Here is a 22,440-nt window from a genome sequence, read left to right as displayed (position 1 = left end):
TCCTCCATTCAGTACCGAATTAACCCTTCGGCCGCGGTTTCCCCGGTGTTCTAGAGCGTGAGCAGATAGGCCACCAATGCATCCTTTTCCGCTTGGTCGAGCTTCGTTCCGAGCACCAGGTTGAAGAACTCTACGGTATCGCCCAGCGTCATTAGGCGGCCGTCATGAAGATAGGGCGGAGAATCCTTGATCCCGCGCAACGTGAAGGTCTTGATCGGTCCATCTGGTATGGCAACCTGATCGTTGAACGTCTGGCCAACTTTGTAGAATCGCTCAAGCTTCAGATCGTGCATGTTGTTGTCCATGAAGGACAGACCTGGAACATGACATTCGCCGCAGCGGCCCTTTCCCATGAACACCTGCTCGCCCTTGATCTCCAGCGCATTGGCGGCAGCCGGGTCAAGCCGTCCGAACGCGTCGAGCTTCGGTGCCGGCGGAAAATCGACGATGTTCTGCATTTGCGCCATCATCGCAACCTGGTTGGGCCGATCCGGCAGATTCACCCCTTTGCGGGTGGCGCTCACGTGATCGCCGTTGAAATAGGCGGTGCGCTGTTCGAACTCCGTAAAGTCCTCCACGGAACGCAGCGAGCGTTTGGATCCGTGGATCTGCTGGTTGAACAAGCCACGCAGACTGGTTGTGTCGAGCCGGAAGCGCTCGGCTTGCGGCCGCACGTCCGGGGTGAGGTGAAACGCCGCGTTGGTGTGGAAATTGGAATGGCAATCGAGGCACGCCACACCCGTGCTTTGCATCGCTACCTTCCTGTCCTCGGTCTGATTGAATTCCTCCTGCGGAAATGGCGTCAGCAGCAGACGAAGCCCTTCCATCTGCACGGGCGTGATGATGCCGTTCATGTATTCGTAGAAGTTGCGTATCGTGAGCAGATCACCTCGCGACACATCGCCTAGCTCCGGGTGCGTGGTGAGAAATATTGGAGGTGGAAATTCCGGCGTAAGATAATCCGGCAGGTCGAAATCGACATCGAAGCGACGCAAATCCCGTCCTTCATCAGCGCCGATCTCTCTAATCTGACTTTCAGGAAAGACCTGACCTCCAGTGGCCTGCTTGACGTGCGGCAACGGCAGGAAACCTTGCGGCAACAGACCACGATCACGAATTTCCTGAGGAGTTTTCGCTGCCAGGTTGCTCCAGGTTTCGCCTGCCGGCAGTTTCACTCGCGAGCCTTCTTGTACAGCTTTGCGCCCACCCGACATCATGACGCCCCGCATCGGCCGGTCAGCCAGATCGTAACGTCTCTCAAGCAGGCCGCGTTGCCGTTGTGTCACTGCCGGTTTTTGCGCTTCGTCAGTCTCCTTGACCGCGGAAAAAGGCAAGCTTGGCAATGGACGATACGTCAAATCCGGCGGCAGCGGGTCCGAAGCAACATTGAGCGCGAACGTCGCAGCCCCAAGCAGGACTGACAAACCAAGATTGAAGATACGCGACATATCTCCTCCCCACAGCGTTGAATTTGGCCCCAACCAGTGTGCGCCAGCTTTGTTCCCGAGCTTTAGAAAAAGCCGATCAGCCGCCCGGACAACGCAGCGCATGATCGTCCCACGCTCGGCTTCTCGGGATCACCGGTGTCGCTGTTTTGGAGGGTGCGTCGATCTGCGTGCCTGAACGCGGACCACGATTGTGCTGCTCGAACTATTGCCCGCGATCCGTTCTCGCCTTTTTCTGGCTGATGACTGCACGTCCGCCGATCGACTGGTGCCTTGTAACCCTGCGAAGCTATTCTATCCCGACAGTTCGGCTTGTATAACCTCATCGGTTGGCGACCCATCAGAAGTGACTGCGCTTTTGATCTGGTCCATCCCGAACTGAGCGACCTGAATCATCATAGCCTTGGCGTTTGCGATGAGTTCGTCGTCGGGAAGACTATGCCCGGCCTGCAGGGTGCTGTAACACACTCGCCCTCCCTGCGGAATTCCACGACCGGAGCCCGGTCTCGGCTGACGACAATTTCCATCATCTGCATAAGAACCTCCTCGTCGCTTCGACTGTAGCGGCCAGCCGAAACTAAACGCACGGCCGTCTAATCCTTGACATAAGCCCCAGGCTGACGACCGCCCCTGGGCGCCTTGGCGTCTTTCGAACGCTCGGCGACCGCAGGACCTGCTCCAGAGGTGTTCTCTGCGGCCGGTGAAGGTGTCGCCTGCTTTGGCGGGGGCGGGGTGATATGCCAACTGAAGAGTTGTCTGAAGAAGTCATGGCTCGTTTCCTTGGCAGCGAATTCCATTACCAACCTGACAAACGCCGTGACGTTCCATTGCAACTCGTGCGTGCAAACAAGATCTCCGCTGGTGAACCTGGGGCCTCGCTGAGCCAACGGGCTGTTTTCGCAAGACAACGGTAAATGCCAGACAGCTCGGGCAAACAGAGCTTAGCCTGAGACATGGCAGCGTGGCAGCAGAATACGAGCCGACACGAAACTCGTAGAGATACCCATCGCCGAACGCGGTGACGGCAGCAGCTTCGGTCATTCCGCAGAACCGTTTCAGCGCCGCGGCAATGGCCCATCGCCCGAGGTCCAGGAGCCTGAATCCAGCGCGACCAGCAAAAGGCTGGCGATACAGGCCGAGTCCGCAGCTCAACCGATGAGGAACAATATCTCCCTTTGAAAGTTCTGGCCGACCCGTGAAGGAGAATGAAAAATGTCAGAATCGCGCGAATGGCTTGTGCAATGGCTTAGGGATGCTCACGCTATGGAGGAGCAGGCCGAGACCATGTTGAATGGGCAGCTGAACCGAATTGAGAACTATCCTGAGCTCAGCGACCGGATTCGCCAGCACGTCCAGGAGACCAGGCAGCAGGCTGCTCGGCTGGAAACTTGTCTCGACCGCATCGGACAAGGATCTTCCACATTGAAGGATGCCGGCGGCAAGCTGACGGCAATGGCGCAGTCGCTCAGTGGGGTCTTCGCCGGTGACGAAGTGATGAAAGGATCGCTTGCAAGCTACACGTTCGAGCACATGGAAATCGCCTCCTACACAATCCTTATCGCCGCTGCTAAATCGCTAGGTGAAGCAGAGGTCGCCCAGGTCTGCGACGAGAACCTGCGTGAGGAAGTCGCGATGGCGGACTGGCTGAAAAGCCATATTCCAGCGACAACCGAACAATTCCTCGCGCGGACCGACTCCGAGAGTGAGAACGCCAAGCGTTGATCGGTCGGTAGAGTCATTTGTCGAATAAGAGATCGCGCGTTGCGCCGAGCTCGGCACAACGCGCATTGAGGTCGAGGCGTTACCGGTGTCAAAGGCACTTCGAAGTAAAGGCAGTTTTCGTCAGTTTCTCCGTGCCGCGATTCATCATCCCGACATGCAGGTCGAGCCAAGGACATCTCCATCTAGCTCAAGAGCCAGGCGAAGCACGTCATGTGCGGCAAGATGTTGAGGGCCGGAATTGAACATTGAAATTCCGGACGGAATTCTCTGCCATGGGACCGTTCCTTGAGAGCCCGCCGAACTGCCGTTTACTTCGATTGTTCCTATTGCTCGCTGTTTTGCGACAGTTCCCCATCCCCAACCATCTCCGCCAGCCGGCTGAGGAAGTCCATCAAAGCAGCTTGCGGCTCGTCGATTTCGCCGCCGACGACCGAAATGCCCCAACGCCCAAGAACGGCCTCCTCCACAGGGTTTCGGCTGGTCATGAGGATGAACGAGGGCGGGCGATCTTTCTCATAGCCGGACCGATGCCACGTCTGCCAGAGACGGTGCAACAGCAACCGAATGTTTGGGTCGGAAAGGCTATAGCCAATGAAGAGGATCGTGCTGCCGAGTGCATCCGAGCGAAAACGCACGTCCAGCGGAGAATTGAAGGACAGGCGATCGAGGTAGTCCGTTTCGGTGAGGACGAGGGACGAATCCTCGTCGAAATCACCATGGAACTTGACGATGTGGGTAACGCCTCGGCGGGCCTGCGCTACATCGCGTGCATTGGCCACTTTCACGTAGTCCCGGCCGTATATCTCATAAGCCAGTTCTAGGTTCCGGTCATAATTAGTTGTGTAGATGACAGGGAAGTCGAGCCTCACGATGAGACGATGCAACTCGGATTTCTCGATCCGGTCCTTGGGGACGGACCAGTTTCTGTCCATCCAACTGCGAAGTGGCCCGATGCTGCCATGCTTGATCCGATAGTACTCGGCCAAGGTTTGAAAACGATCGCGCCGCGTGGAAAATTCGTCGTCGACGCCGAGCTCCTTTGCCATTCGCTCTATCAGCTTCTCCCAGGAGGGTAGTCCAACACTGATCGACACCCCTGCCCCAACAAACAGAATTGCGCTGCGATGGCGAATTGCGTTGGCGAGCGAATCTACAGGGTCATCGTTCATCAAGTCTTTCGAGGCCAGCCGCGCAGGTCGACCTTCCTCCCTCACATCTGGTCGTTGTTAGGCTGCTTGGTGATCCCCACCTGCCTGGCCAGCTCGGAAAACGGTGGCACACTCGCTTCGAACTGCTTGGTGTTAGCCAGCCGCAAAAGACGCAAATGGAAACACACTGCGTCGCGGTTAGCCGGCGACATGTCCTCGAAGAGGCGCTCCTCAACCGTGAACGAGGCTTCCGCGTTTTTCAACGCCGTGCCGATATCATCGACAGAGAGAAGGCCTCTGCGGACCAAGGCGTTATTGACGGCCGCGACCGCCATAAGCAAACCTTCCAATTGCAGGTTGGCGACGTTCATGGGCCACGTCCTTCATATCGTTGGAAGCCCGTCGATAGATAATCCTGCTCCGGAGGCCTTGTGCCGTGCCGGTGATGGGGTTGCCGCTTGCCAAAGCGTTTCGGCTGCGCGGCGGCGCCGCGATTGGCCTCTGGTGGCGCCATGGCTTGGATCTCCGCTGGGCTGCTGGACAACTCTCCACATGGATCGAGGTTCCGGATCGCCATGGCTGCAAGATAGAGGCAAGGCTTCAGCGGGAGCCACCCAGCGTGTCTGCCGGCCAGCCATGGGCGGGAAATCTCGCGGATGGAACCGGAATACCATATCGGAACTCAGGGCTGTTGAAGTAGCGTTCACCGTAACCACGCGCAGGGGCCACTGGGTGCCGTTCGATAGCGCTGACTTCCGGAAGCGCGAATGGGTGTGCAATTCGGGCTGGCTGATCACCTACGAAACCTCGCTGTCCTACTACCGTCGGGCGCACGAGGTGATCGAGGTTTGGTCTTCAGACTACGATTCAACAAGCGCGTTACATGGTTCTCCGCGAGCGCGAGCCGCCTTTCGGCAGAAGATCCAGGCCGCGTCCCGCTCGTAGCCAAAAGCAACCGTCTGCAACGCGTTCGGCAACTTTAGAGCTCCAACTGTGCCTCCTAGATGGGCCATATAGAAACGACCAACCTGATGCCTGCTACAGGTCTCGGGATCTCGTTTTGTCGGCGACATTAGGCTGCCGCGCTTGGCAGGTCAGCAGATCCGATGGATGGGAACAACCCGGCACGGTGATGGTTCGGTGGCATCAAAGGTGACAGAGAAAAACAGGTAAAAAGCCCAAACGGCACACAGAAGCCACGGCGGATCATGAAAAAGCGATCGAAGCCTCTACTTTGCGCGCAAGTGCGGCCTCACCAAAGAAGAGGCACTCAAGATGTTCAGGGAAGCCTAAATCAGGATCGATCGATGATGGACCCAAAGGCGCTCCGGCCACCGAACTTAGAAGCGATCGTCGAGCGCTCGGCTCAGCCAGCGGCGGCGCATGATCTTCTTCACCTCCGACACGCATTTCAACGATCCCCGCATTCTGCGGCTCGACCCTCGCCCCTTCGGTTCATTGGCGGCACATGACCAGGCACTGACTGAACTTTGGAACGAGACTGTTGCTCCAAATGACGAGGTTTGGCACCTCGGCGACTTCGCCAAGGGATCGGCCGAGACAGTGTCTTCGCTGGTGTCGTGCCTCCACGGCACCAAGCACCTGATCATCGGCAACAACGACGGCGTGGTAACGCTCCGCGCTTCGGCTTGGGCTAGCGTGCAACACTACAAGGAGCTAACTGTCGAGGGCCGTTTCTTGGTTCTTTGCCACTACCCGTTCCGCACCTGGAACCAGATCGGCAAGAAATCGATAAACCTGCACGGCCATTCTGATGGCCGGCTGAAGCCAATGACGCGCCAGCACGACGTCGGCGTGGACGCCTGGGATTTTCGCCAGTCACTTTTGTTGCCATAGAGGCCAGGCGGCGCCGCCGAGGTTAGCGCATCAGATGATCGAACGATCGACGTCTTTACGTGGTGATGCTAGCCGCAAATAGGAATCCAGAAATCCTGCCCCTGGGGTATTGCAGCCTTGCCTGGAACGCACCTCGAGTGAACCGGGACCGAGGAGCGTCCCACCCGTCTGCCGCCGTCACAACCTTTGGGACAGGCGCCGACCCCCGTCGTCACCACGGCCACCTCGCTTGAAACGAGCTTCAATCGCCGTCCTTGGCGACCTCAGTGCCACATTCTCCCTCTAAGCCACTTAAGAAACCTGTTCCCTCCGATCGACCGGCGGACTCTAGCGGCAGCCCACTGCCCTCTGAACGTGGTTCCGACGTGGCAACTGCAGACGATGTCATGCAACTCACCGTCAGACAGTTCGAAGAAGCGCTTTGCTTCCCCATAGGTGTCATCCTTCAGGCCTAACGCACGCAGTAGCGGGTCCTCGAAGGCCACTGTAATTGGCGAGCCCTCACCGCGTGCTGCGTCGCGGGCTTCCCGCTTCAGATACTCAGTGCCGGCAAGGGCTCTCAGGCGTCGCTCGGGATGTTGTTCCAGCAACTCTGCCCAGCGCTCAATGCGCTGTTGCCGGGTCATGATCGGGTATGTCGACAGGGGTTCTACTTCTGCAATTGTCTGCAGTTGGCTTAGAGTTTGGTGTTCCATCGTCGGCTCCTTTGATCGAAGTCCCTTCCCCACAAAAACTATCGCGCGCCTACGCGCTAACAAGAGCCGGTAAGGCGGCCACTTGCCCGACATGGAGGCCACTGTAATGCGGCGCTTATCGGCCGCAACGCAACCGCCGTTCAAGGCAGCAAGCGCCGGCTTGACATTCTCGTGGCGTCCGCGGGCGTCGTCGAGATTGAATGTTTGGCCCGGTCAATGCCGAGAGCTATCAACGTACGCGGCCTGCTGAACGCCTGCCACAAGGCGTTGCCGCTAAATGACGAATGCCGGATCCATCATTATTGGTCAGCTCTATCCCCGCGTTCATGAGCTTCCCCGGCTACACGACCTACAGCGCGACCAAGGCTGCGGTCCGCTCCTTTGCGCGAACCTGGACGGCCGCGCTGAGGGACCGGGGCACGGATATTGCAGCGAACGTCCGCAATAGGACGGACAGTATCGTCGGCAAAAAGAGCGACCGAATAGGGCTTCGGCGGCTCCGTCGTGGGAACGAAAAAAGAAGAGAAGCAGAACTTTCGTGTGCCATTCTTGCACAGGTTCTCCCGTAACTGTCTGATATTACTAACTTATCTGCCCCATCCATCATTGGGCCGGTTCCGTAACCCTCTTGGCCGCGGACGACAGGCAGAGCCGGCAGCAGACCGCGCACGGGAAGATGCGCGGCACCATCGCCGGTCCGCCAGCCCTTTCTGGCCTGTTTCTCAAACCCTTGGTCTCAAGGGCTGTACAAGATCGCTCCCGGCAATTCGATCGGCCAGTTGCTGGCGGCAACGACCGGAAATCCAAGTCAAGTTCATGACCCAGGGCAGCTTCGCCCATGGCCTTTGGTGATAGCGTCCACGAGGCGGTCCCACACACCTGCTTTCCGCCATCGGACGAAGCGATTGTAACAGGTGGTGCGTGGACCGTACCGCTCTGGTAGATCCCGCCAAGGCGCACCGGATCGCAGCAGCCAGAAGATGCCGTTTAGCACGCGCCGATCATCGACACGCGGCACCCCTCGTGGCCTTTTGGGCAAAAGTGGTTCGATCACGTGCCATTCGAAGTCGGTCAGGTCATATCGGCTCATGCAGAGTCTGGAAACAGATTCCGCTGCAATAGGAAAGCCGCCAGTCGACAATCGACCTCTTAGCGGACGTATTTGATCAATTCACAGGTGGCCGTTTTGGGAGTGCCGCAGCCACGAAGTCTTCACCTCGGAATTGCAGTGCCATTGGGTTTCAGCCGCCAGCACCCTCGTCGATGGCAAGGGAACTCGAGAGCTCGCGATAGGCATCGATCTGCTGCTGCAGAATGGCAATCTTCTGCTCTGCCGTGGCAATGGCGTCGGCACCGGCAAGGAAACGCTGGGGCAGCACGTCCTCAGCCGTGAGCGTGATTAGGGCGCGCGCAAGCTTGGCGGGATCACCCCCCTGCTTGCCGTTCTGAGAACGCCAGAAGGCGATCTGCGCCGTCCGCCGCTCATGGTAGTCCTCAACGGAGGGCGCGGCATAGTTGGTCGACTCTTCCGTGAGAAGCTCGGTGCGGAAGAAGCCCGGGTTCACGATCATCGTCTCGATGCCGAACGGCACGACTTCGGTCTGCAGCGCCTCCATCCAGCCGTCGAGGCCGAACTTCGAGGCTGAATAGGCCGTGCAGAACTCGAAACCCATTAGCCCGGCCGTCGAGGAGATCGAAATGACCCTGCCCGACCGCTGCTTGCGCATCGCTGGCAGAAAGGCCCGCGTCACGTTCATGGGACCGACGAGGCTGGTGCTGAGCTGCAGTTGCATCTGTTCGGCGGTCAACTCTTCGAAGTACCCGGCAAAGAAACTCGCCGCATTGTTGACCAGCACGTCGATGCGGCCAAACCGGTCAAGCGTGGCATGGGCAGCGGCTTCGGCGTCGGCCGCGCTCGTCACGTCCAGCTTGACAATAAGGAGGTTCTCGGACTTTCCCACGGCCCTTGCGACCTTTTCCGTGTTGCGGCCGGTTGCCACCACCTTGTGGCCCGCCGCCAATGCGGCCTTGGCGATATCCACACCGAGGCCCCGGCCTGCGCCGGTGATGAACCAAACACTCATATTGGGCTCCTGTTCTCTAGGCCGCAGCTCGGCCTCGAATTCGGACGCGATGGCCAGCAGGGACTGACGCCATGCTGGTATCCATCCGCCAGCGGACTGCGTCACTGCGGAAGGCCGGCGCCTTCGGTGATGATGCGAAATCCTTCGGTCGACTTGGTGAAAAACTGCCGGGCCGCCGTGTATTCCGGCGAGTCGTAGTAGCGCTGGGCGTCAGCAAGGCTCGGGAACTCGGCGACGGCGATCACCGATCTCGAGCTTCCTTCGATGGCAGTGACATTGGGATTGTAGACGATCACGCGGCCGCCATACTTGGTGACGAGCGGCGAGGCGGCTTCGATGTACTGCTGAAACACCGCCTGATCCTTGATGTCATAGCTGCCGATCATGTAGGCGCGGGGGGCGGCGCCCGTCGGTTCCTGAGCAAAGGCGGCCGGGCTCACGACCATGGTGAGGGCGGCGAGCGCGCCGACGATTACCTTCTTCATTTTGTTCTCCTTCAGTGGGCCAGTTGGACGGTAGGCATTGGGCGGAGAGTTGCTCCGGTGGACCGTCTGGCCTTGAGTCAGGAAGTTAGCTCCTTTAGCGGCATGCAATTAGATGGTATAATCTGCATGGGCTTAGAAATGGGATTGATGAATGCGTCGCGACAGTCTGGATGACTTCCTGACCTTCATCGCCGTCGCCCGCGAGCGCAGCTTCACCAAGGCGGCCGCCAAGCTCGGCCTGTCGCAGTCGGCTCTGAGCTATTCGATCCGCACGATGGAAGAGCGCCTCGGCGTTAGGCTGCTGACCCGCACGACCCGCAGCGTTTCGCTCACCGAAGCGGGGGATCGCCTGTTTCGAAGCATCGCTCCCAACTTCGATGAGATTGCAAGCGAGATTGCCGCCCTCAGCGCCCTGCGCGACAAGCCGGCCGGCACAGTCCGGATCACCACCGTGGAGCATGCCGGCGAGACCATCATCTGGCCTGCCATGGTCGGGCTCATGCGCGACTATCCCGACATCAGGGTCGAGATTATCCATGACTACGGCTTAGCAGACATTGCGGCCGATCGCTTCGACGCGGGTGTACGGCTTGGCGAACAGGTGGACAAGGACATGATCTCGGCGCGGATTGGGCCAGACTTCCGCATGGGGGTTGTTGTAGCGCCTTCATACTTCGTAAGCCGCTCCCGTCCGGTCACTCCTGAAGACCTTGCCGATCACGCGTGCATACCCCTGCGACTGCCCACAGGCGGCTTTGCACCGTGGGAGTTTCGCAAGCAGGGGCGGGAGTTGAAGGTGCGCGTTCAAGGACACGCCGCGTTCAACACCCTCGCGATGATCCGTCAGGCCAGCCTTGAGGGATTCGGGCTCGCCTATCTGCCCGAGGATCTGGTGGCCTACCCTCTTGAAGAGGGTCGCCTAGTGCGTGTTCTTGAGGACTGGTGCCCCGTCCGGCCGGGATATCACCTGTATTATCCAAGCCGGCGCCAACTCTCGCCGGCTTTCGCACTCGTACTGGAAACGCTGCGCTACCGCGACTGAGTGCGGTTGAAATAAGGATCGTCAGACCTTGGCGACCATTGGCGCCTGTCCAAGCCGCTCAGTACAGGAGTCGGCGTCCGTTTCCCACCGATCCCGGTCTCCCCAATTTATGAGTTCACGGCCTAGCCTTCCGCAAGCTCGGCCAGCGGCGGCTTGAGATCAAAAGACCTTACCCCCGGCTCGATCCTGCCCTTGAGCATGCGCTCCATCAGAATGGGCGCGTTGTCGGCCCCGACACACGGGAACCTTCCATCGCTCAATCTTCGAATAAAGCGATATGAACGCCCAACACTCGTGATGGAAAGAAGTAGCTCGCGCGTGCTAGCCACGCATCGGCAGATGGCTAGCTGTCGCGCTCCCATCCTTGTCGTGACGGCTCCATATAGGTCCGGAGAGTTTTAATGTCTGACCACGGTTATAATAGCGGACGGCTCGACCTTCCCTTCGTAGGGCTAAGCACGTTTGGCAAGCGACCCGTCTGCCTCGATTGGGATGAGATCGACGCAGATGTCGCGATCCTGGGCGTCCCATTCGACATGGGCACCCAATACCGCTCCGGCGCGCGTTTTGGGCCGCGAGCGATCCGCGAGGCCTCGACGCTTTTTTCCTTCGGTCATGGCGGCGCTTACGATCATGAGGACGACAAGATCTACCTAGCGCTCGACAAGGTCCGAATAGTCGACGTTGGCGATGCTGACATGGTGCACACCGATACCGCAGCCAGTCACGCGAATGCGGAAAAGGCAGTCCGCAAGATACTCGAGAGAGGCGCCCTGCCGGTCGTGCTGGGTGGTGACCACGCCATCAACATTCCATGCATCAGGGCATTCAGCGATCATGGTCCGATCCACATCGTGCAGATCGACGCGCATCTCGATTTTGTCGACGTGCGCCATGGGGTGCGCGAAGGGCACGGCAATCCCATGCGTCGCGCATCGGAGCAGCCATATGTCAGCGGCCTCAGCCAGATCGGCATCCGCAACGTCTCCTCGACGGCACGGGAGGGCTATGAGGACGCGCGGAAACGCGGCTCAACCATCCTTTCCGTCCGTCAGGCGCGCAGGCTCGGCGCCGAGGGCGTGCTAGCGACCATTCCCGCGGGAGTCCGCTATTATGTGACGATCGACATCGACGGCTTCGATCCATCCATCGCACCCGGCACAGGAACTCCCAGCCACGGAGGTTTCCTGTACTATGAAGTCATGGAGATTCTCCAAGGCTTGGTGAAACAAGGCGATGTCGTCGGCATCGATCTGGTTGAGGTCGCCCCGGCCTATGATCCCTCTGGGATCACCGGCTTCCTGGCGGCACAGGTTCTGTTGAACTTCCTTGGCTATATATTCGCGGAACGCGAAGCCCCGAGGCGCTGAAAGAAAGGGCGGCAGATGCAAAGCAGGGACCATAGGGGCCGAACTCATTTGATTCCCGCACGCAAGGGCGTTGCGGCAGGCGTCATGCAGGGGCAGGTCGTAACCGTCATCAACACCCACGGCAGCCAAGTGGTGGACACCTGGGCCTTTCGCGCCGACGACATGGCGGAATTCATGTCGATGGAGCATAGCCGCGGCGCGATGCTAAAGGTTAATCCCCGTGCGGGCGACACGCTGCTCAGCAACAAGCGGCGTCCGATGCTAACCATCCTGGAGGACACCTCAGGCGGCGTACACGATACGCTGATCGCTGCCTGCGACCGCTATCGCTATGAGCAGCTCGGACACGTTGGCCACCACGACAACTGCACGGACAACCTAGCCGGGGCTCTTGCGGCACTCGGGCTTGCGCATTCGAAAACGCCGTCACCGCTCAACCTGTTTATGAACATTCCGATCGACGGCAAAGGTTCGATCTCCTTCGACACGCCAGTCTCCACGCCCGGCTCCTACGTCAGCCTGCGTGCGGAAATGGACCTCGTGATCGCGTTCTCGGCCTGCCCCCAGGACCTCGTTCCGGTGAACGGGGCGGCCTGTGTGCCCACAGACACGCATTTTCGCATAGACGGGCCGGCCGGCCATAGCCAGGCATCCGGCCATTAAGTCTTATCCTTCTTTGACGCCACTGCGGGTTTCGCTTGGGTGGATTCCCCGGCCGCTATCCTCTTGCGCAGTTCCTGCAGGAAGATGCGTTGAGACAGCGAAGCTTTCTTGTGTTTCGGCGAGATAATGACGAATGGCGACCGTATCTGCGCTTCGGGGATCAGCAGCGCCTTCAGTCGATTCTTCTCCCTGAAGATGGACGCCATGTGATCAGGCAGGTAGCCGATATAATGGCCACTCAGGATATACATGGCCTGCGCTTCGATGTTCGAGGCGTAGGCTCCCACCTTGGCGTTCGGAATGTGCTGCAGTTCTGTTTTGTTCGCGTAGGGTCGCACCACGACAACGGCGGCCTCGACGTCCGCTTTCGTCACGATTTTCTTCGGGAACAGCGGATGTCGTTCGCTGCAATATAACGAGTTCATCTCATGATGGAATTCGGTTTGCGAATAACCCGGCAGCAGTTTGATGCGCGGAGAAATCGCGCAATCGATGCCATCCTTGGCAATGTCGGCGATGAGCTGCTCAGGTGAGCCGATCGTGACGCGCAGATCGACCTCGCTGGCTTTCCTGACGAACTGATCGATCACGTCGTCGATGCCAAGCACCGAATCTGTAACGGTCGAATCGACGATGCCAATGCGCAGGGTGCCGGTTGCGCGCAGGCGAAGCTCGCCCAATTGCTGCTCGAACGAGGAAAGGGCCGATGTCAGTGAATGGGAGTAATCGTAAACGGCCCGGCCTCTGTCGGTCAGTTCGAAGCCGCGACGGCCGCGTTGGCACAGGGAAAAGCCCAGCCGCTGCTCCAGCGCGGTAATCTGGAAACTGATGGTCGACTGGCTCATTGCCAGCGCAAGCTGCGCTCCGCTGAAACCGCCGTGCTCAACGACCGACCGGAAAACCCGCACTGCCCTAATATCGGAGGCGGACATGCGCATCTGGAAAATCCTCTAAATCGCCATGCCACTCGGCTAACAGAGTTCATATCGTGAATCTCGATGTATAGTCTATTCCTTCCATATTTATTAGAGAGTCAATCCTGACATGCTGGGCTAGGCGTAGCGGCGCCAAATTGGCCACAAGCTGCCGACGGAGTAATCCTTTTTGGCCCATGACCGTGGGGGAAAAGGGCCCTGTGATCGGGAAGCGGCAGGGCTGTGGTTCCATTGCATGTCGCGACGCAGGAACGGGAGGAATTCATGCGGTCTGTTTTGAAATCGTACTTGCCTGCATTGCTTGTTGCTTCGCTGTCGCTTGTGGCGGCTAGCGGGGCCCCGGCGGCCGACCTTCTTGACCGGATCAAGGAGAAGGGGCAGATCGTGATCGCTTCCGAAGCCAGGTATCCGCCGTTCGAATACGTCGAGAACGGCAGCATTGTCGGCTACGGCGTGGACCTGTTCAACGAGGTCATGAAAGCCCTTCCCGGTGTCAAGATAGACCGGCTTGACCTGCCGTTCCAAGGTCTGTTGCCGGGGCTTCAGACTGAGAAGTTCGACGCCATCATAACGTCGGTGACCGTCAACAAGCAGCGGTACGATACCTACCGCCTGTCCCTGCCGATCGCCGATGCATCCTTCACTTACGTCAAACGCAAAGGCGATTCCTCGCTCAAGACACCCGACGACCTCAGCGGAAAAAGCGTCGGTACCCAAGCCGGCTCCGCCCAGCTGAAAGCCACCGAGGCCTTATCCGAACAGCTCAAGTCAAAGGGCTTGGCGCCGATCACGAACATCCAGACCTATGTGGACTTCAACGAGGCCTATGCCGATCTGGCAGCCGGACGCACCGACGCGGTGGTCAATTCGCTGCCGAACTTGCTCTATCTGCAAACGCAGCGTGGCGACGCGTTCGAGACCGTGAAGACGACATTCGGAGCGCCGACCTACTTCAGCTGGGCCTTCCGGAAGGACGACGACAGCAAGTCGCTGGCCGACTTCTTCGACGACCAGTTCCGAAAGCTGGCCGCCGACGGAACGATGGCCAAGCTGCAGGAGAAATGGTTCGGCTTCACCATGAAGCTGCCGACCGACGCCTTGCCTGTACCGAAGGATTGAGGAGGCGTCTCCCCCACATCCCGTCCAGCTCTCTGGTACGTCTCTAGGTGAAGCCGTTGACCACGCTTGCCCTTATCCAAGACAACCTGCGCGTGATGCTGTGGGGCGCCGGCATGACCGTCCTGGTCTCCGGGATCGCCATCATCCTCGGCATGCCGTTGGGACTGGTCCTTTGCTTCGGTGTGTCGTCGTCCAACAGATGGGTGAGCCGGTTCTCACGCGCCTATCAAAGCGTCTGGCGCGGCACGCCGATCCTCGTGCAGTTGCTGATCATCTATTACCTGCTCCCGCTGGTCGGCATCAACGTGCCGCCCATCCTGGCCGCCATCGTCGCCCTGACGCTGAACACCATCGCCTTCCAGGCCGAGATATTCCGCGGCGGGCTCCTGGCCATTCCGCCGGGACAGATGGAAGCCGCCCGCATGGTCGGGATCCGAAAATGGGCCGCGCGCCGTACCATCCTGGTGCCGCAGATGCTCAGGCTGGTCATCCCTTCGCTCGTCAATGAGACTGTCAGCATCCTGAAGAACTCGTCGCTGGTTTCGGTCATCGCGGTGACCGAGTTGATGCGGGTAAGCCAGCAGATCGTGGCGACGACCTATCGGCCGTTTGAAACCTACATCACCGCCGGGATCATCTATATCGTTATTAATTTCCTCCTTTCGCTTGCTGGTCGCTCGGCAGAGCGGCGACTGGCGCGGGGAGGCTGAGCCCATGACACAGTTCCTCGATCTTTGGGTCCAATATGCACCTTTGATGTTGGCCGGACTGGTCACCACAGCCTGGATTTGTGCGCTGGCGACGGTACTCGGGATTGTGGTCGGTCTTGTCCTTGCCTGTCTCGACGGCATAGCGTTCGAGCCGCTGCGCTGGGCGGTTCGCGTTTATGTCGAGTTTATGCGCGGCCTGCCGATCCTGATCCTTCTGTTCGTGCTCTACTACGGCGGACCGAGCATCGGTCTCAGACTGGGAGCGCAGACGGTCGGTGTGCTCGGACTCGGCTTCTATGGCGGCGCATATTTCGCTGAAATTTTCCGATCCGGTTTCCAGTCGATCCCCAAGGGTCAGATCGAGGCGGCCCGCATCGCCGGCCTCACTGGCACGCAGATCATCCGCCATATCAAGTTGCCGCAGATGTTAGTGCTGATCACGCCGGCTATCGTGAACCAGATCATCATCCTCATAAAGGAATCGGCGGTGCTGTCGATTATCACTGTGGCGGAATTGACGAAGAATACGACCCAGTTCGTCAATGAGACCTATGCGGTCATCCAGCCCTATGTCGCAGCCGCGGTGTTGTATTGGCTGCTGGTTGAAGCCGTCGCCCAGCTCGGCAAGCTCGTCGAGCGGCGCGTGAAGTTCTAACGATCCCAGCCTGGCAACTCAACGAACGATCGGACAGACGCGATGGCCACCCTATCCCCTCAACCGATTATCGGGATCCGGGACCTGACGAAGGATTTCGGCAAGTTCCAGGCGTTGTCGGGCATCTCGCTGGACATCAACCCCTCGGAGGTCGTCTGCATCATCGGACCGTCCGGCTCCGGCAAGAGTACGCTGCTGCGCTGTACTTCCTTCTTGGAGGATTACACCAGTGGCGAGGTCGAGATCGAAGGACGCCTGCTCGGCTACCGTCGTACCGGGACTGCGCTGGTGCGTGAAAGCGAACAGAATATCGCCGCGGTGCGCCGCAACGTCGGTATGGTGTTCCAGCATTTCAACCTGTGGCCGCACATGACGGTGCTGGACAATGTCACACTCGGGCCACGCCTGACCAAGCGCATTCGCGCAGCCAAGGCTCGGGAACAGGGCCTGCATGCGCTCGCCAAAGTGGGCCTGAGGAGCTTTGCGGAGCGGTATCCTTCCCAACTCTCCGGCGGTCAGCAACAGCGCGTCGGTATCGCGCGCGCGCTCGCCATGGAACCGCATGTCATCCTTTTCGATGAGCCGACATCGGCGCTCGATCCGCAACTTGTCGGCGAGGTCCTCGACACCATGAAGCAATTGGCCCAGGAAGGCATCACCATGGTCGTCGTTACCCATGAAATGGGTTTTGCAGCCCAGGTGGCCGATCGCGTCGTGTTCATGGACCAGGGCAAAGTGGTCGAGCAGGGGCCGCCTGCAAGACTTTTCAGTGCGCCGCAGAGTCCGCGCCTGCGGGAATTCCTCGATACCTGGAGGTCTCGCAACATGCTCTTCCAGAACGATGGGCCGGGAACCGGGACAAGTGCAGAAGGAGCACGGCCATGAGCGAAGCCCTCAGCCCACTCGGCGTTCCGCGCATCTATGGCGACGTTCCGCCGTTCATGGCCTTTCCTCATGTCCGCGACCTGGCTTCTTTCGTCGCCGATGCCGTTGTGGTCGGCATGCCCTATGACGGGCTTGCCACCTTCCGCGGCGGCGCGACGCGGCGCGCGCCCCAGGAAATCCGCAAGTACTCCCTCCTGTATGGCACCTACTCTTTCGATTGGGACATGGACCTTTCAAGCCATATCGCTGTGGCCGACGCCGGTGATATCGATGTGGTGCCGGGGGACAACGCCGAAAGCTATGCTCGTCTCGGAGCCCGGCTTGGCGCGATTCAGTCCACGGGGGCGATCCCGGTGACGATCGGCGGGGACCACGGCATCAGCTATCCGGCTGTACGCGCCGTGGCCGAGGCCGGCGACGCGCCAGTCGGGTTAATCGTCTTCGACACCCATCTCGATCTCAGTGAATCCTTCGCCGGCGATCGCCTGACGCGCGCATCCCCACTGCTGCGCATCGCGGAACTGGATAAGGTCGATCCGCGGCGCATCGTGGTGATCGGGGCGCGCGGACCGCGCAACCTCCCGGAGTGGACGCCGCTCTATCGGCAGCTCGGAATCACGGTGTTCTCGATGGCTGAAGTGGAACGCCTTGGCATTGATGTTGTTGCCGAACGTGCGCGGAAGATCGCGATCGCGGACGGCGCACGCCTCTACATCAGCCTCGACATAGATGGCGTCGATCCGGCCTACGCACCGGCCACCAACAGCCCCGAATCCGGCGGTCTGACTTCACGCGAGATCATTCGCGGGGTCCGCATCGCGGCCCGTGACGGATTTTCTGGCTTTGATCTCGTCGAAGTGTCGCCGGATTTCGATTCCGCCAGCGGGACGACCTGCATTCTCGCAGCACGCCTGCTCGCAGAGGCGCTGTTCTGCCTCGCCGCAAATAAGGGCGGGAAGCAGGACGCTTGGCGCCATGCTCATGCGACAGAACGGATGAATTACAGCGGCATTTAAGCTGCGCACAGAATGCGACGGCTGCATGCGCGGAAAGGAAGGCACGATCATGAGCGATACGGAGTTCCAACCCCTCGATTCCGGCAAGGTTCCGCGCTTCGCCGGCCTCTCGACATTCATGCGCCTTCCCATGGCCCGTCCCGACCAGGTCGACATAGCACTTGTGGGCATCCCCTTCGACGGCGGCACCACCAACCGCTCGGGCGCTCGGCACGGTCCGCGCGAGATCCGCAATCAGTCCAGCTTGGTGCGGCGTGTCCATCACGTCACCGGACTTTCTCCGTTCGATCAATTGCGCGCCGGTGACTGCGGCGACGTACCGGTAAGCCCGCTTGATCTTCACGACGCGCTGGACACAATCACGGAGTTCTTCACGAAAGTTCGCGACGCCGGCGCTCGGCCGCTGGCGGTGGGCGGCGATCATTTAATCAGTCTGCCCATTCTGCGCGCCGTAGCTAACGAGCCGCTGGGCCTTGTCCATTTCGACGCCCATTCGGATACCTACGACGAGTTCTTCGGCAACCGTTACAATCACGGCACGCCGTTTCGCCGTGCGGTCGAGGAAGGTCTTCTCGACCCGAAACGAATGGTCCAGATCGGCATCAGGGGGTCAATCTCGGATGCTGGAAACTATGATTTCGCCACGCAGGCGGGCGTCCGCATCATCTTCATCGAAGAATTAATGGCGCGCGGCGTAGAGGCGGTGATTGCCGAGGCACGCTCCGTCGTCGGCGCAGCCCCCGTCTACGTCTCGTTCGATATCGACGCGCTCGATCCGTCCTTTGCCCCCGGCACGGGCACTCCCGAGATCGGCGGCATCACGACGCGCGAGGCCCAGGCCATGGTGCGCGGCCTCGCCGGCCTCGACATCATTGGCGCCGATCTGGTCGAGGTCTCGCCGCCGCTCGATCCTTCGGGCGTCACGGCGTTGACAGGTGCAACGCTCCTCTTCGAGCTGTTGTGCGTAATGGCGAGCGCGAGCAAGCCGAAGCACGCCAGATAGGGAGCGGGGTCAAGCTTTGGAACGGTAGCGGCTCGTGAACGGCCGCTATTGCAGGTCAACTGGCCGCTGCGGACACCGGCTCTCGGTCGAAGCACTACCATAGTTACTCCTGGAGAGCGTTTCTGCAGCAAGACCATTCGAAGTCGCTCAATTTGGAGACTCTGATGATTGAACGCGGAATTGGATATGTGGTTTGCGAGCAGAACCGGTTATCAAAAAAGCCAGATGATACCGAAGTAAGTATGGTCCTGCTCTTTTTGGGTTTGGTTGTCGCAAACGTTACCTTCATCGTCGCGGTGATAATGTTACTGACAAATTAAGATCCAGTACGACGGTTTGCACGACGTCTCATTTCTCTCCGACGACGTCCCTTGGCGTGGTTTCCTTGCGTTTGGCTTTGGCACGAGCTCGAAGGCACCCGCGAGCCGCCGTGGCATGGTCGCGGCCCGATGATAGGATCGAGCCTAATACGATGCTATCGGGCATGAACTTATGGCGCCAGGCGCGTCTTTCTTACCGACCCCGTTGGCACGACCGACGTTTTGAAGACTATGATACTATATTGGCGGCGGCGAAGGCTGGACTTGGTATCGCACTGTTGCGTGAACCGTTAGCACGAGCGGATTTGACGGCGGGTAGAATAGCTTATCTCAGTCCTCGTTCGGAGGACAATCCTGCGGTCCATTTTGTTTGCTTGCGAGTTGGCGAACGACGCGCGGCAGTACGGGAGTAGGCCGCTCGGCTGTCAGTTCCGGCAGGTAGCGAAGGCAAACGCAGCAGCGAAAATGTGAGATGAGGCCCTTCCGCGCCGGATTTTATGCTAGGCCCAAACAGTTCTCGATGCGCCCAGAAGGATCACCCGCAGCAGGTGAAAGAGCTACTCGACAGGCACGGCAATGACCGCACAACTCTGGAGCTGGAGGCTAAGGCGCTGAAGGGCCGGTGACGTCAATGGCTACATGGTGTCGGGCCTCTAGGGTATTGGATGCCCAACTACTACCTCGTTGCTCGGCCGCGTAGCGCAATTCCTACAGACAATCCGTCACCTGCTCACCTAGGCGATTACAGGAAAGACTATCTTTGTGATGGTGCCGTTGGCAGAGCTATCCTGCTGAACTTTGCCGCCGATCTGGCCGGTTAGTGCCTGGATCAGCTTTTGTCCCGACCCACCAGGCCGGGGACTTTGAATGCCGTGCCCGTCATCTGCCACTATAAGTCGCGCCTCGCCATAACCAATGCCGGATTCGAGTTTCACATTGATATGCCCTCCGCCCGGGCCAAAGGCATGCTTGACCGAGTTCATTACAGCCTCGTTCATAATGAGACCGAGCGGCACCGCACGTTCAATCGCGAGTTCGATCTCGTCGGCCTCGATCTCGATCGTGGCATTTTCCATCTGAGCCTGAAGCGATGCGCACAGTGCTCGCAGGTAACGCGCTACATCGACAGCTCGCAATCCTTGACCGGGTGAGAGCTGATCATGAGCAAGCGAGATGGCATTAACGCGGTTCGCGACATGTTCCAGGACGCGGTGCACTTCGGCGCTTTCAAACCGTCGTTTCTGGATGGCTATCGATGACAGGATGAGTTGGAAGTTGTTCTTTACGCGGTGCTGCATTTCTCGCAGCAGCACCTCGCGTTCCTGCGCTTGGACGATAGCTGCCGCCGTCGCTTGCGCATCGCTGGCATCAAGGGTTGGCCTTTGCACCGTAGAAGCGATGACGGCCGCAGCAGCCGTCATGAATTCGATAGTATCCTCGCCGAAATCCCGCGTGGTTGCTGAATCGACCTCCAGAACTCCCCAGGCGGCGCCCTTGATGAGGATGGGCACGTTGGCGAGTGATCTGATACCGTGGTCTTTGAGCACATCGGAAAAAGCATAGTCGCCATCTCGCTGCGCAGCGGCCCCGTCCAAGATCGCCAAGGGCTCGCCGGTCTGGTAGGTTCGTCCAGGCGGCGACCGCAGATCCGCAGAAAAGGTCGCCATGCGGACCACGCCGACCTTCCATCCGAAACCTGCTTCCATGAACAGGTCAGCCGTACGACGGCGGTAGCGCAGCACCTTCACGTGGTTGATCTCTACAGCTCGGGCGACCTGCACACAGGCTTGATCCAGGAAGCGACTGACCGGCGTTTCTTCACCGGCCAGGCGGCCGAGGTCCACAAGAATGCGAACATGTCGGCGCAACTTGGCAAGGTGGTCGGTACGGTCCACGTGCGATCCTTTCCAGATCAACGTGCGCAGTAAACGCGCGCGCCTTGAAATTGCTCCGCCGTCGTATCAGGTGCCCGGCATTCAAGCCGGCTTGGCCGCAAATCGCCTGCAAAGAAGCCTCGCAAGGTCGCGGGATGTTAGGCTGCGCCTATCAGTCGTCCGGTTGCTGCTGCGCGGTCAAAACGTCAGGACTTGATGGGCGGCGCCGTCACTCTTTGCGGCTGCTCGCCGGGACGGAAAGCGTCCTGTTGCACGAAAAGCTGGTCAGGTTTGGCTGGCTCCCGAGGGGCCGGTGGCAACATTGGATCGACCCAGAGTGCATCGTGGAGAGAGCTGGGGAAATCTGAGGTTATGATCGAGCTGAACTTGCCTCGTCCCTTGCCTCCGCGATCTTATCGAGGACAACTTCAGGCGCCACGTCGCGCTTCAACTCCGCCAACTCGTCGTCTGTTTCTCTGCGGACATGCAAGTGTCTGGCTATTTCCTCGACCATCTTGATCAGCTTCGTGGTCTCGTGTTCGTTCAGCAGGCTCACCTGAAGGTCTAAGTCTGCCCGGGCATCATCCTGAGCCGCCATCCGGTTCTGGTTTATCAGCACGAAAGTGGAGAGGAAGATTGCCTCCACCGATGCGAACATCGCCAGAATTACCAAGGACGGATCCCAAGGCTCAATTAGGCCAACAGGTGCAACGTTGAGGAAGATCCACACGCCAAAAAAGACGAGATGAAGGTAGACGAACATCATGCTGCCGGCGAATCCGCTAAGCGCCGCTGCCGCCCGTTCCTCGATCGAGGCTTGCTTTGCCTCCTGCTTCCTTCGTTCGACAATTGCTTCAATGTTCCGGGCCAGTGCCGGAGCGAGTCCCTCGGCAGATGGCCTGGTTGGGGTGATGCTATTCCTATCCGCATCCGAGTCGCTGAGGTTCATAGGGTTCTCCGTTCGCAGTCAGCCCCAACTCAAATTCGGCACTGCATGCTCCCTGAAGTTGGCTAATCGAATCGAGGGGAGACCACCATGTCGCCAACCATCTCTTCGAGCCTACAGGTTTGCATCAGCCGATGTCTCCAATGGAACGCGATTCAAACTTGGAGCGGTGCGGCTTGTTCCTCGTCAGTGCCGGTCGCGTAACGGGAGGTTAAACAGCCGCCTACCCTTAGATTCGTGCTAACCGCCACCACCTTGATCCGGTGTCCAATCAATCAAAACGGAACCGATCAGGTGCCTTGACGCTTTTCATGTTGAAGGGACTGGAAGGAGCATCATCGTGAACCGTGACTTTAGTGTATTGGAAGCTCGCTGGCTTTTGGCCGTCCCTTTTTCACTCGCAATCGCCGTGCTGCTGGCAGGGCTCGTGTTGAGTTAAAGCCATGGCATTCAAGACCCGACCGCA

The 22,440-nt window shown here is 59.2% G+C and carries 22 protein-coding genes and 2 pseudogenes; 13 read left to right on the top strand and 11 right to left on the bottom strand.

Annotated elements, in window-relative coordinates; genetic code table 11:
* Nucleotides 1–50: 50 nt before the first annotated feature.
* Nucleotides 51–1,448: a cytochrome B6 gene (locus tag FJ964_RS19945; RefSeq protein WP_140551967.1), complete on the bottom strand. Its 1,398-nt coding sequence runs from the start codon at nucleotides 1,446–1,448 to the stop codon at nucleotides 51–53.
* 1,209 nt (nucleotides 1,449–2,657) lie between these two features.
* Here FJ964_RS19945 and FJ964_RS19930 point away from each other — a divergent pair.
* Nucleotides 2,658–3,167 carry a DUF892 family protein gene (locus FJ964_RS19930; protein WP_140551965.1) on the top strand — a complete coding sequence of 170 codons (510 nt, stop codon included), beginning with the start codon at nucleotides 2,658–2,660 and terminating at the stop codon, nucleotides 3,165–3,167.
* Between the two features lie 115 nt (nucleotides 3,168–3,282).
* Here the strand turns inward: FJ964_RS19930 and FJ964_RS31385 are convergent.
* From FJ964_RS31385 to FJ964_RS19920, 3 genes and pseudogenes are all read right to left on the bottom strand, one after another.
* Nucleotides 3,283–3,441: pseudogene (locus tag FJ964_RS31385) on the bottom strand (NADH-quinone oxidoreductase subunit D); the annotation flags it as partial.
* 49 nt (nucleotides 3,442–3,490) lie between these two features.
* Nucleotides 3,491–4,336: an SIR2 family protein gene (locus FJ964_RS19925; RefSeq protein ID WP_140551964.1), complete on the bottom strand. Its 846-nt coding sequence runs from the start codon at nucleotides 4,334–4,336 to the stop codon at nucleotides 3,491–3,493.
* Nucleotides 4,337–4,377: 41 nt separating this feature from the next.
* Nucleotides 4,378–4,686, bottom strand: a complete 309-nt coding sequence (locus FJ964_RS19920) for a hypothetical protein (RefSeq protein WP_140551963.1) — start codon at nucleotides 4,684–4,686, stop codon at nucleotides 4,378–4,380.
* Between the two features lie 1,012 nt (nucleotides 4,687–5,698).
* On the opposite strand from FJ964_RS19920, the gene FJ964_RS19910 reads away from it, so the two are divergent.
* Entirely contained in the window at nucleotides 5,699–6,172 is a 474-nt protein-coding gene (locus tag FJ964_RS19910; RefSeq protein WP_140551962.1) for a metallophosphoesterase family protein, read from the top strand.
* Between the two features lie 263 nt (nucleotides 6,173–6,435).
* On the opposite strand, the gene FJ964_RS19905 is transcribed toward FJ964_RS19910, so the two are convergent.
* Nucleotides 6,436–6,867, bottom strand: a complete 432-nt coding sequence (locus FJ964_RS19905; protein ID WP_140551961.1) for a hypothetical protein — start codon at nucleotides 6,865–6,867, stop codon at nucleotides 6,436–6,438.
* A gap of 284 nt (nucleotides 6,868–7,151) precedes the next feature.
* Between FJ964_RS19905 and FJ964_RS19900 the strand changes: the two genes are divergently transcribed.
* Nucleotides 7,152–7,436 (top strand): SDR family NAD(P)-dependent oxidoreductase, encoded by a 285-nt coding sequence (locus FJ964_RS19900; RefSeq protein WP_140551960.1) that lies wholly within the window; start codon nucleotides 7,152–7,154, stop codon nucleotides 7,434–7,436.
* A gap of 278 nt (nucleotides 7,437–7,714) precedes the next feature.
* Here FJ964_RS19900 and FJ964_RS19895 read toward each other — a convergent pair.
* The 3 genes and pseudogenes from FJ964_RS19895 to FJ964_RS19885 form a co-directional block, all read right to left on the bottom strand.
* Nucleotides 7,715–7,957, bottom strand: a pseudogene (locus FJ964_RS19895) (IS5 family transposase); the annotation flags it as partial.
* A gap of 151 nt (nucleotides 7,958–8,108) precedes the next feature.
* Nucleotides 8,109–8,951: an SDR family oxidoreductase gene (locus tag FJ964_RS19890; protein ID WP_140551995.1), complete on the bottom strand. Its 843-nt coding sequence runs from the start codon at nucleotides 8,949–8,951 to the stop codon at nucleotides 8,109–8,111.
* 101 nt (nucleotides 8,952–9,052) lie between these two features.
* Nucleotides 9,053–9,436 carry a DUF1330 domain-containing protein gene (locus FJ964_RS19885; protein WP_140551959.1) on the bottom strand — a complete coding sequence of 128 codons (384 nt, stop codon included), beginning with the start codon at nucleotides 9,434–9,436 and terminating at the stop codon, nucleotides 9,053–9,055.
* A gap of 151 nt (nucleotides 9,437–9,587) precedes the next feature.
* On the opposite strand from FJ964_RS19885, the gene FJ964_RS19880 reads away from it, so the two are divergent.
* The 3 genes from FJ964_RS19880 to FJ964_RS19870 all read left to right on the top strand — a co-directional run bounded on the left by FJ964_RS19880 (nucleotide 9,588) and on the right by FJ964_RS19870 (nucleotide 12,511).
* Nucleotides 9,588–10,478, top strand: coding sequence for a LysR family transcriptional regulator (locus FJ964_RS19880; RefSeq protein WP_140551958.1), 891 nt, complete (start codon nucleotides 9,588–9,590; stop codon nucleotides 10,476–10,478).
* Between the two features lie 401 nt (nucleotides 10,479–10,879).
* The gene (speB, locus tag FJ964_RS19875) at nucleotides 10,880–11,848 is read left to right on the top strand and encodes an agmatinase (protein WP_140551957.1); all 969 of its coding nucleotides are present in this window, start codon (nucleotides 10,880–10,882) and stop codon (nucleotides 11,846–11,848) included.
* Nucleotides 11,849–11,863: 15 nt separating this feature from the next.
* On the top strand, nucleotides 11,864–12,511 hold the full coding sequence (locus FJ964_RS19870) for an urea carboxylase-associated family protein (RefSeq protein ID WP_140551956.1): 648 nt from the start codon (nucleotides 11,864–11,866) through the stop codon (nucleotides 12,509–12,511).
* Here FJ964_RS19870 and FJ964_RS19865 read toward each other — a convergent pair.
* Nucleotides 12,508–13,449, bottom strand: coding sequence for a LysR family transcriptional regulator (locus FJ964_RS19865; RefSeq protein ID WP_140551955.1), 942 nt, complete (start codon nucleotides 13,447–13,449; stop codon nucleotides 12,508–12,510). The two genes, FJ964_RS19870 and FJ964_RS19865, sit on opposite strands and share 4 nt — an antisense overlap.
* Before the next feature lie 228 nt (nucleotides 13,450–13,677).
* Between FJ964_RS19865 and FJ964_RS19860 the strand changes: the two genes are divergently transcribed.
* The 7 genes from FJ964_RS19860 to FJ964_RS19830 all read left to right on the top strand — a co-directional run bounded on the left by FJ964_RS19860 (nucleotide 13,678) and on the right by FJ964_RS19830 (nucleotide 19,567).
* On the top strand, nucleotides 13,678–14,565 hold the full coding sequence (locus tag FJ964_RS19860) for a transporter substrate-binding domain-containing protein (protein ID WP_224626978.1): 888 nt from the start codon (nucleotides 13,678–13,680) through the stop codon (nucleotides 14,563–14,565).
* 56 nt (nucleotides 14,566–14,621) lie between these two features.
* Complete coding sequence (locus FJ964_RS19855; RefSeq protein WP_224626976.1) at nucleotides 14,622–15,275, top strand: amino acid ABC transporter permease; 654 nt, start codon at nucleotides 14,622–14,624, stop codon at nucleotides 15,273–15,275.
* 4 nt (nucleotides 15,276–15,279) lie between these two features.
* Nucleotides 15,280–15,930 carry an amino acid ABC transporter permease gene (locus FJ964_RS19850; protein WP_140551954.1) on the top strand — a complete coding sequence of 217 codons (651 nt, stop codon included), beginning with the start codon at nucleotides 15,280–15,282 and terminating at the stop codon, nucleotides 15,928–15,930.
* Nucleotides 15,931–15,972: 42 nt separating this feature from the next.
* The gene (locus FJ964_RS19845) at nucleotides 15,973–16,815 is read left to right on the top strand and encodes an amino acid ABC transporter ATP-binding protein (RefSeq protein ID WP_263493257.1); all 843 of its coding nucleotides are present in this window, start codon (nucleotides 15,973–15,975) and stop codon (nucleotides 16,813–16,815) included.
* Nucleotides 16,812–17,831 carry an agmatinase family protein gene (locus tag FJ964_RS19840; RefSeq protein WP_140551953.1) on the top strand — a complete coding sequence of 340 codons (1,020 nt, stop codon included), beginning with the start codon at nucleotides 16,812–16,814 and terminating at the stop codon, nucleotides 17,829–17,831. The genes FJ964_RS19845 and FJ964_RS19840 overlap by 4 nt, the downstream gene beginning before the upstream one ends.
* Nucleotides 17,832–17,880: 49 nt before the next feature.
* Nucleotides 17,881–18,834, top strand: coding sequence for an agmatinase (gene speB, locus FJ964_RS19835; RefSeq protein ID WP_140551952.1), 954 nt, complete (start codon nucleotides 17,881–17,883; stop codon nucleotides 18,832–18,834).
* A gap of 472 nt (nucleotides 18,835–19,306) precedes the next feature.
* On the top strand, nucleotides 19,307–19,567 hold the full coding sequence (locus FJ964_RS19830; RefSeq protein WP_140551951.1) for a LysR substrate-binding domain-containing protein: 261 nt from the start codon (nucleotides 19,307–19,309) through the stop codon (nucleotides 19,565–19,567).
* 321 nt (nucleotides 19,568–19,888) lie between these two features.
* Here FJ964_RS19830 and FJ964_RS19820 read toward each other — a convergent pair whose 3' ends face one another.
* Together FJ964_RS19820 and FJ964_RS19815 are read right to left on the bottom strand one after the other, a co-directional pair.
* Nucleotides 19,889–21,049 carry a histidine kinase dimerization/phosphoacceptor domain -containing protein gene (locus tag FJ964_RS19820; RefSeq protein WP_224626972.1) on the bottom strand — a complete coding sequence of 387 codons (1,161 nt, stop codon included), beginning with the start codon at nucleotides 21,047–21,049 and terminating at the stop codon, nucleotides 19,889–19,891.
* Nucleotides 21,050–21,398: 349 nt separating this feature from the next.
* Nucleotides 21,399–21,977: a DUF1003 domain-containing protein gene (locus FJ964_RS19815; RefSeq protein ID WP_140551949.1), complete on the bottom strand. Its 579-nt coding sequence runs from the start codon at nucleotides 21,975–21,977 to the stop codon at nucleotides 21,399–21,401.
* Between the last annotated feature and the right edge of the window lie 463 nt (nucleotides 21,978–22,440).

Origin of the sequence: Mesorhizobium sp. B2-3-2, assembly GCF_006442295.1 — a bacterium.
In the GTDB taxonomy this organism is placed as follows: domain Bacteria; phylum Pseudomonadota; class Alphaproteobacteria; order Rhizobiales; family Rhizobiaceae; genus Mesorhizobium.
The sequence above is the reverse complement of the archived record's forward strand: the minus strand, read 5'-3'. Positions and strand labels throughout refer to the sequence as shown.

Excerpts from the sequence above, each read along its gene's own strand:
- FJ964_RS19910 (WP_140551962.1), top strand. The coding sequence starts at position 5,699 with ATGATCTTCTTCACCTCCGACACGCATTTCAACGATCCCCGCATTCTG.
- FJ964_RS19945 (WP_140551967.1), bottom strand. The coding sequence starts at position 1,448 with ATGTCGCGTATCTTCAATCTTGGTTTGTCAGTCCTGCTTGGGGCTGCG.
- FJ964_RS19815 (WP_140551949.1), bottom strand. The coding sequence starts at position 21,977 with ATGAACCTCAGCGACTCGGATGCGGATAGGAATAGCATCACCCCAACC.
- FJ964_RS19920 (WP_140551963.1), bottom strand. The coding sequence starts at position 4,686 with ATGAACGTCGCCAACCTGCAATTGGAAGGTTTGCTTATGGCGGTCGCG.
- FJ964_RS19870 (WP_140551956.1), top strand. The coding sequence starts at position 11,864 with ATGCAAAGCAGGGACCATAGGGGCCGAACTCATTTGATTCCCGCACGC.
- FJ964_RS19850 (WP_140551954.1), top strand. The coding sequence starts at position 15,280 with ATGACACAGTTCCTCGATCTTTGGGTCCAATATGCACCTTTGATGTTG.
- FJ964_RS19840 (WP_140551953.1), top strand. The coding sequence starts at position 16,812 with ATGAGCGAAGCCCTCAGCCCACTCGGCGTTCCGCGCATCTATGGCGAC.
- FJ964_RS19880 (WP_140551958.1), top strand. The coding sequence starts at position 9,588 with ATGCGTCGCGACAGTCTGGATGACTTCCTGACCTTCATCGCCGTCGCC.
- FJ964_RS19845 (WP_263493257.1), top strand. The coding sequence starts at position 15,973 with ATGGCCACCCTATCCCCTCAACCGATTATCGGGATCCGGGACCTGACG.
- FJ964_RS19830 (WP_140551951.1), top strand. The coding sequence starts at position 19,307 with ATGCTATCGGGCATGAACTTATGGCGCCAGGCGCGTCTTTCTTACCGA.
- FJ964_RS19900 (WP_140551960.1), top strand. The coding sequence starts at position 7,152 with ATGCCGGATCCATCATTATTGGTCAGCTCTATCCCCGCGTTCATGAGC.
- speB (WP_140551952.1), top strand. The coding sequence starts at position 17,881 with ATGAGCGATACGGAGTTCCAACCCCTCGATTCCGGCAAGGTTCCGCGC.
- speB (WP_140551957.1), top strand. The coding sequence starts at position 10,880 with ATGTCTGACCACGGTTATAATAGCGGACGGCTCGACCTTCCCTTCGTA.
- FJ964_RS19885 (WP_140551959.1), bottom strand. The coding sequence starts at position 9,436 with ATGAAGAAGGTAATCGTCGGCGCGCTCGCCGCCCTCACCATGGTCGTG.
- FJ964_RS19905 (WP_140551961.1), bottom strand. The coding sequence starts at position 6,867 with ATGGAACACCAAACTCTAAGCCAACTGCAGACAATTGCAGAAGTAGAA.
- FJ964_RS19865 (WP_140551955.1), bottom strand. The coding sequence starts at position 13,449 with ATGCGCATGTCCGCCTCCGATATTAGGGCAGTGCGGGTTTTCCGGTCG.
- FJ964_RS19925 (WP_140551964.1), bottom strand. The coding sequence starts at position 4,336 with ATGAACGATGACCCTGTAGATTCGCTCGCCAACGCAATTCGCCATCGC.
- FJ964_RS19890 (WP_140551995.1), bottom strand. The coding sequence starts at position 8,951 with ATGAGTGTTTGGTTCATCACCGGCGCAGGCCGGGGCCTCGGTGTGGAT.
- FJ964_RS19930 (WP_140551965.1), top strand. The coding sequence starts at position 2,658 with ATGTCAGAATCGCGCGAATGGCTTGTGCAATGGCTTAGGGATGCTCAC.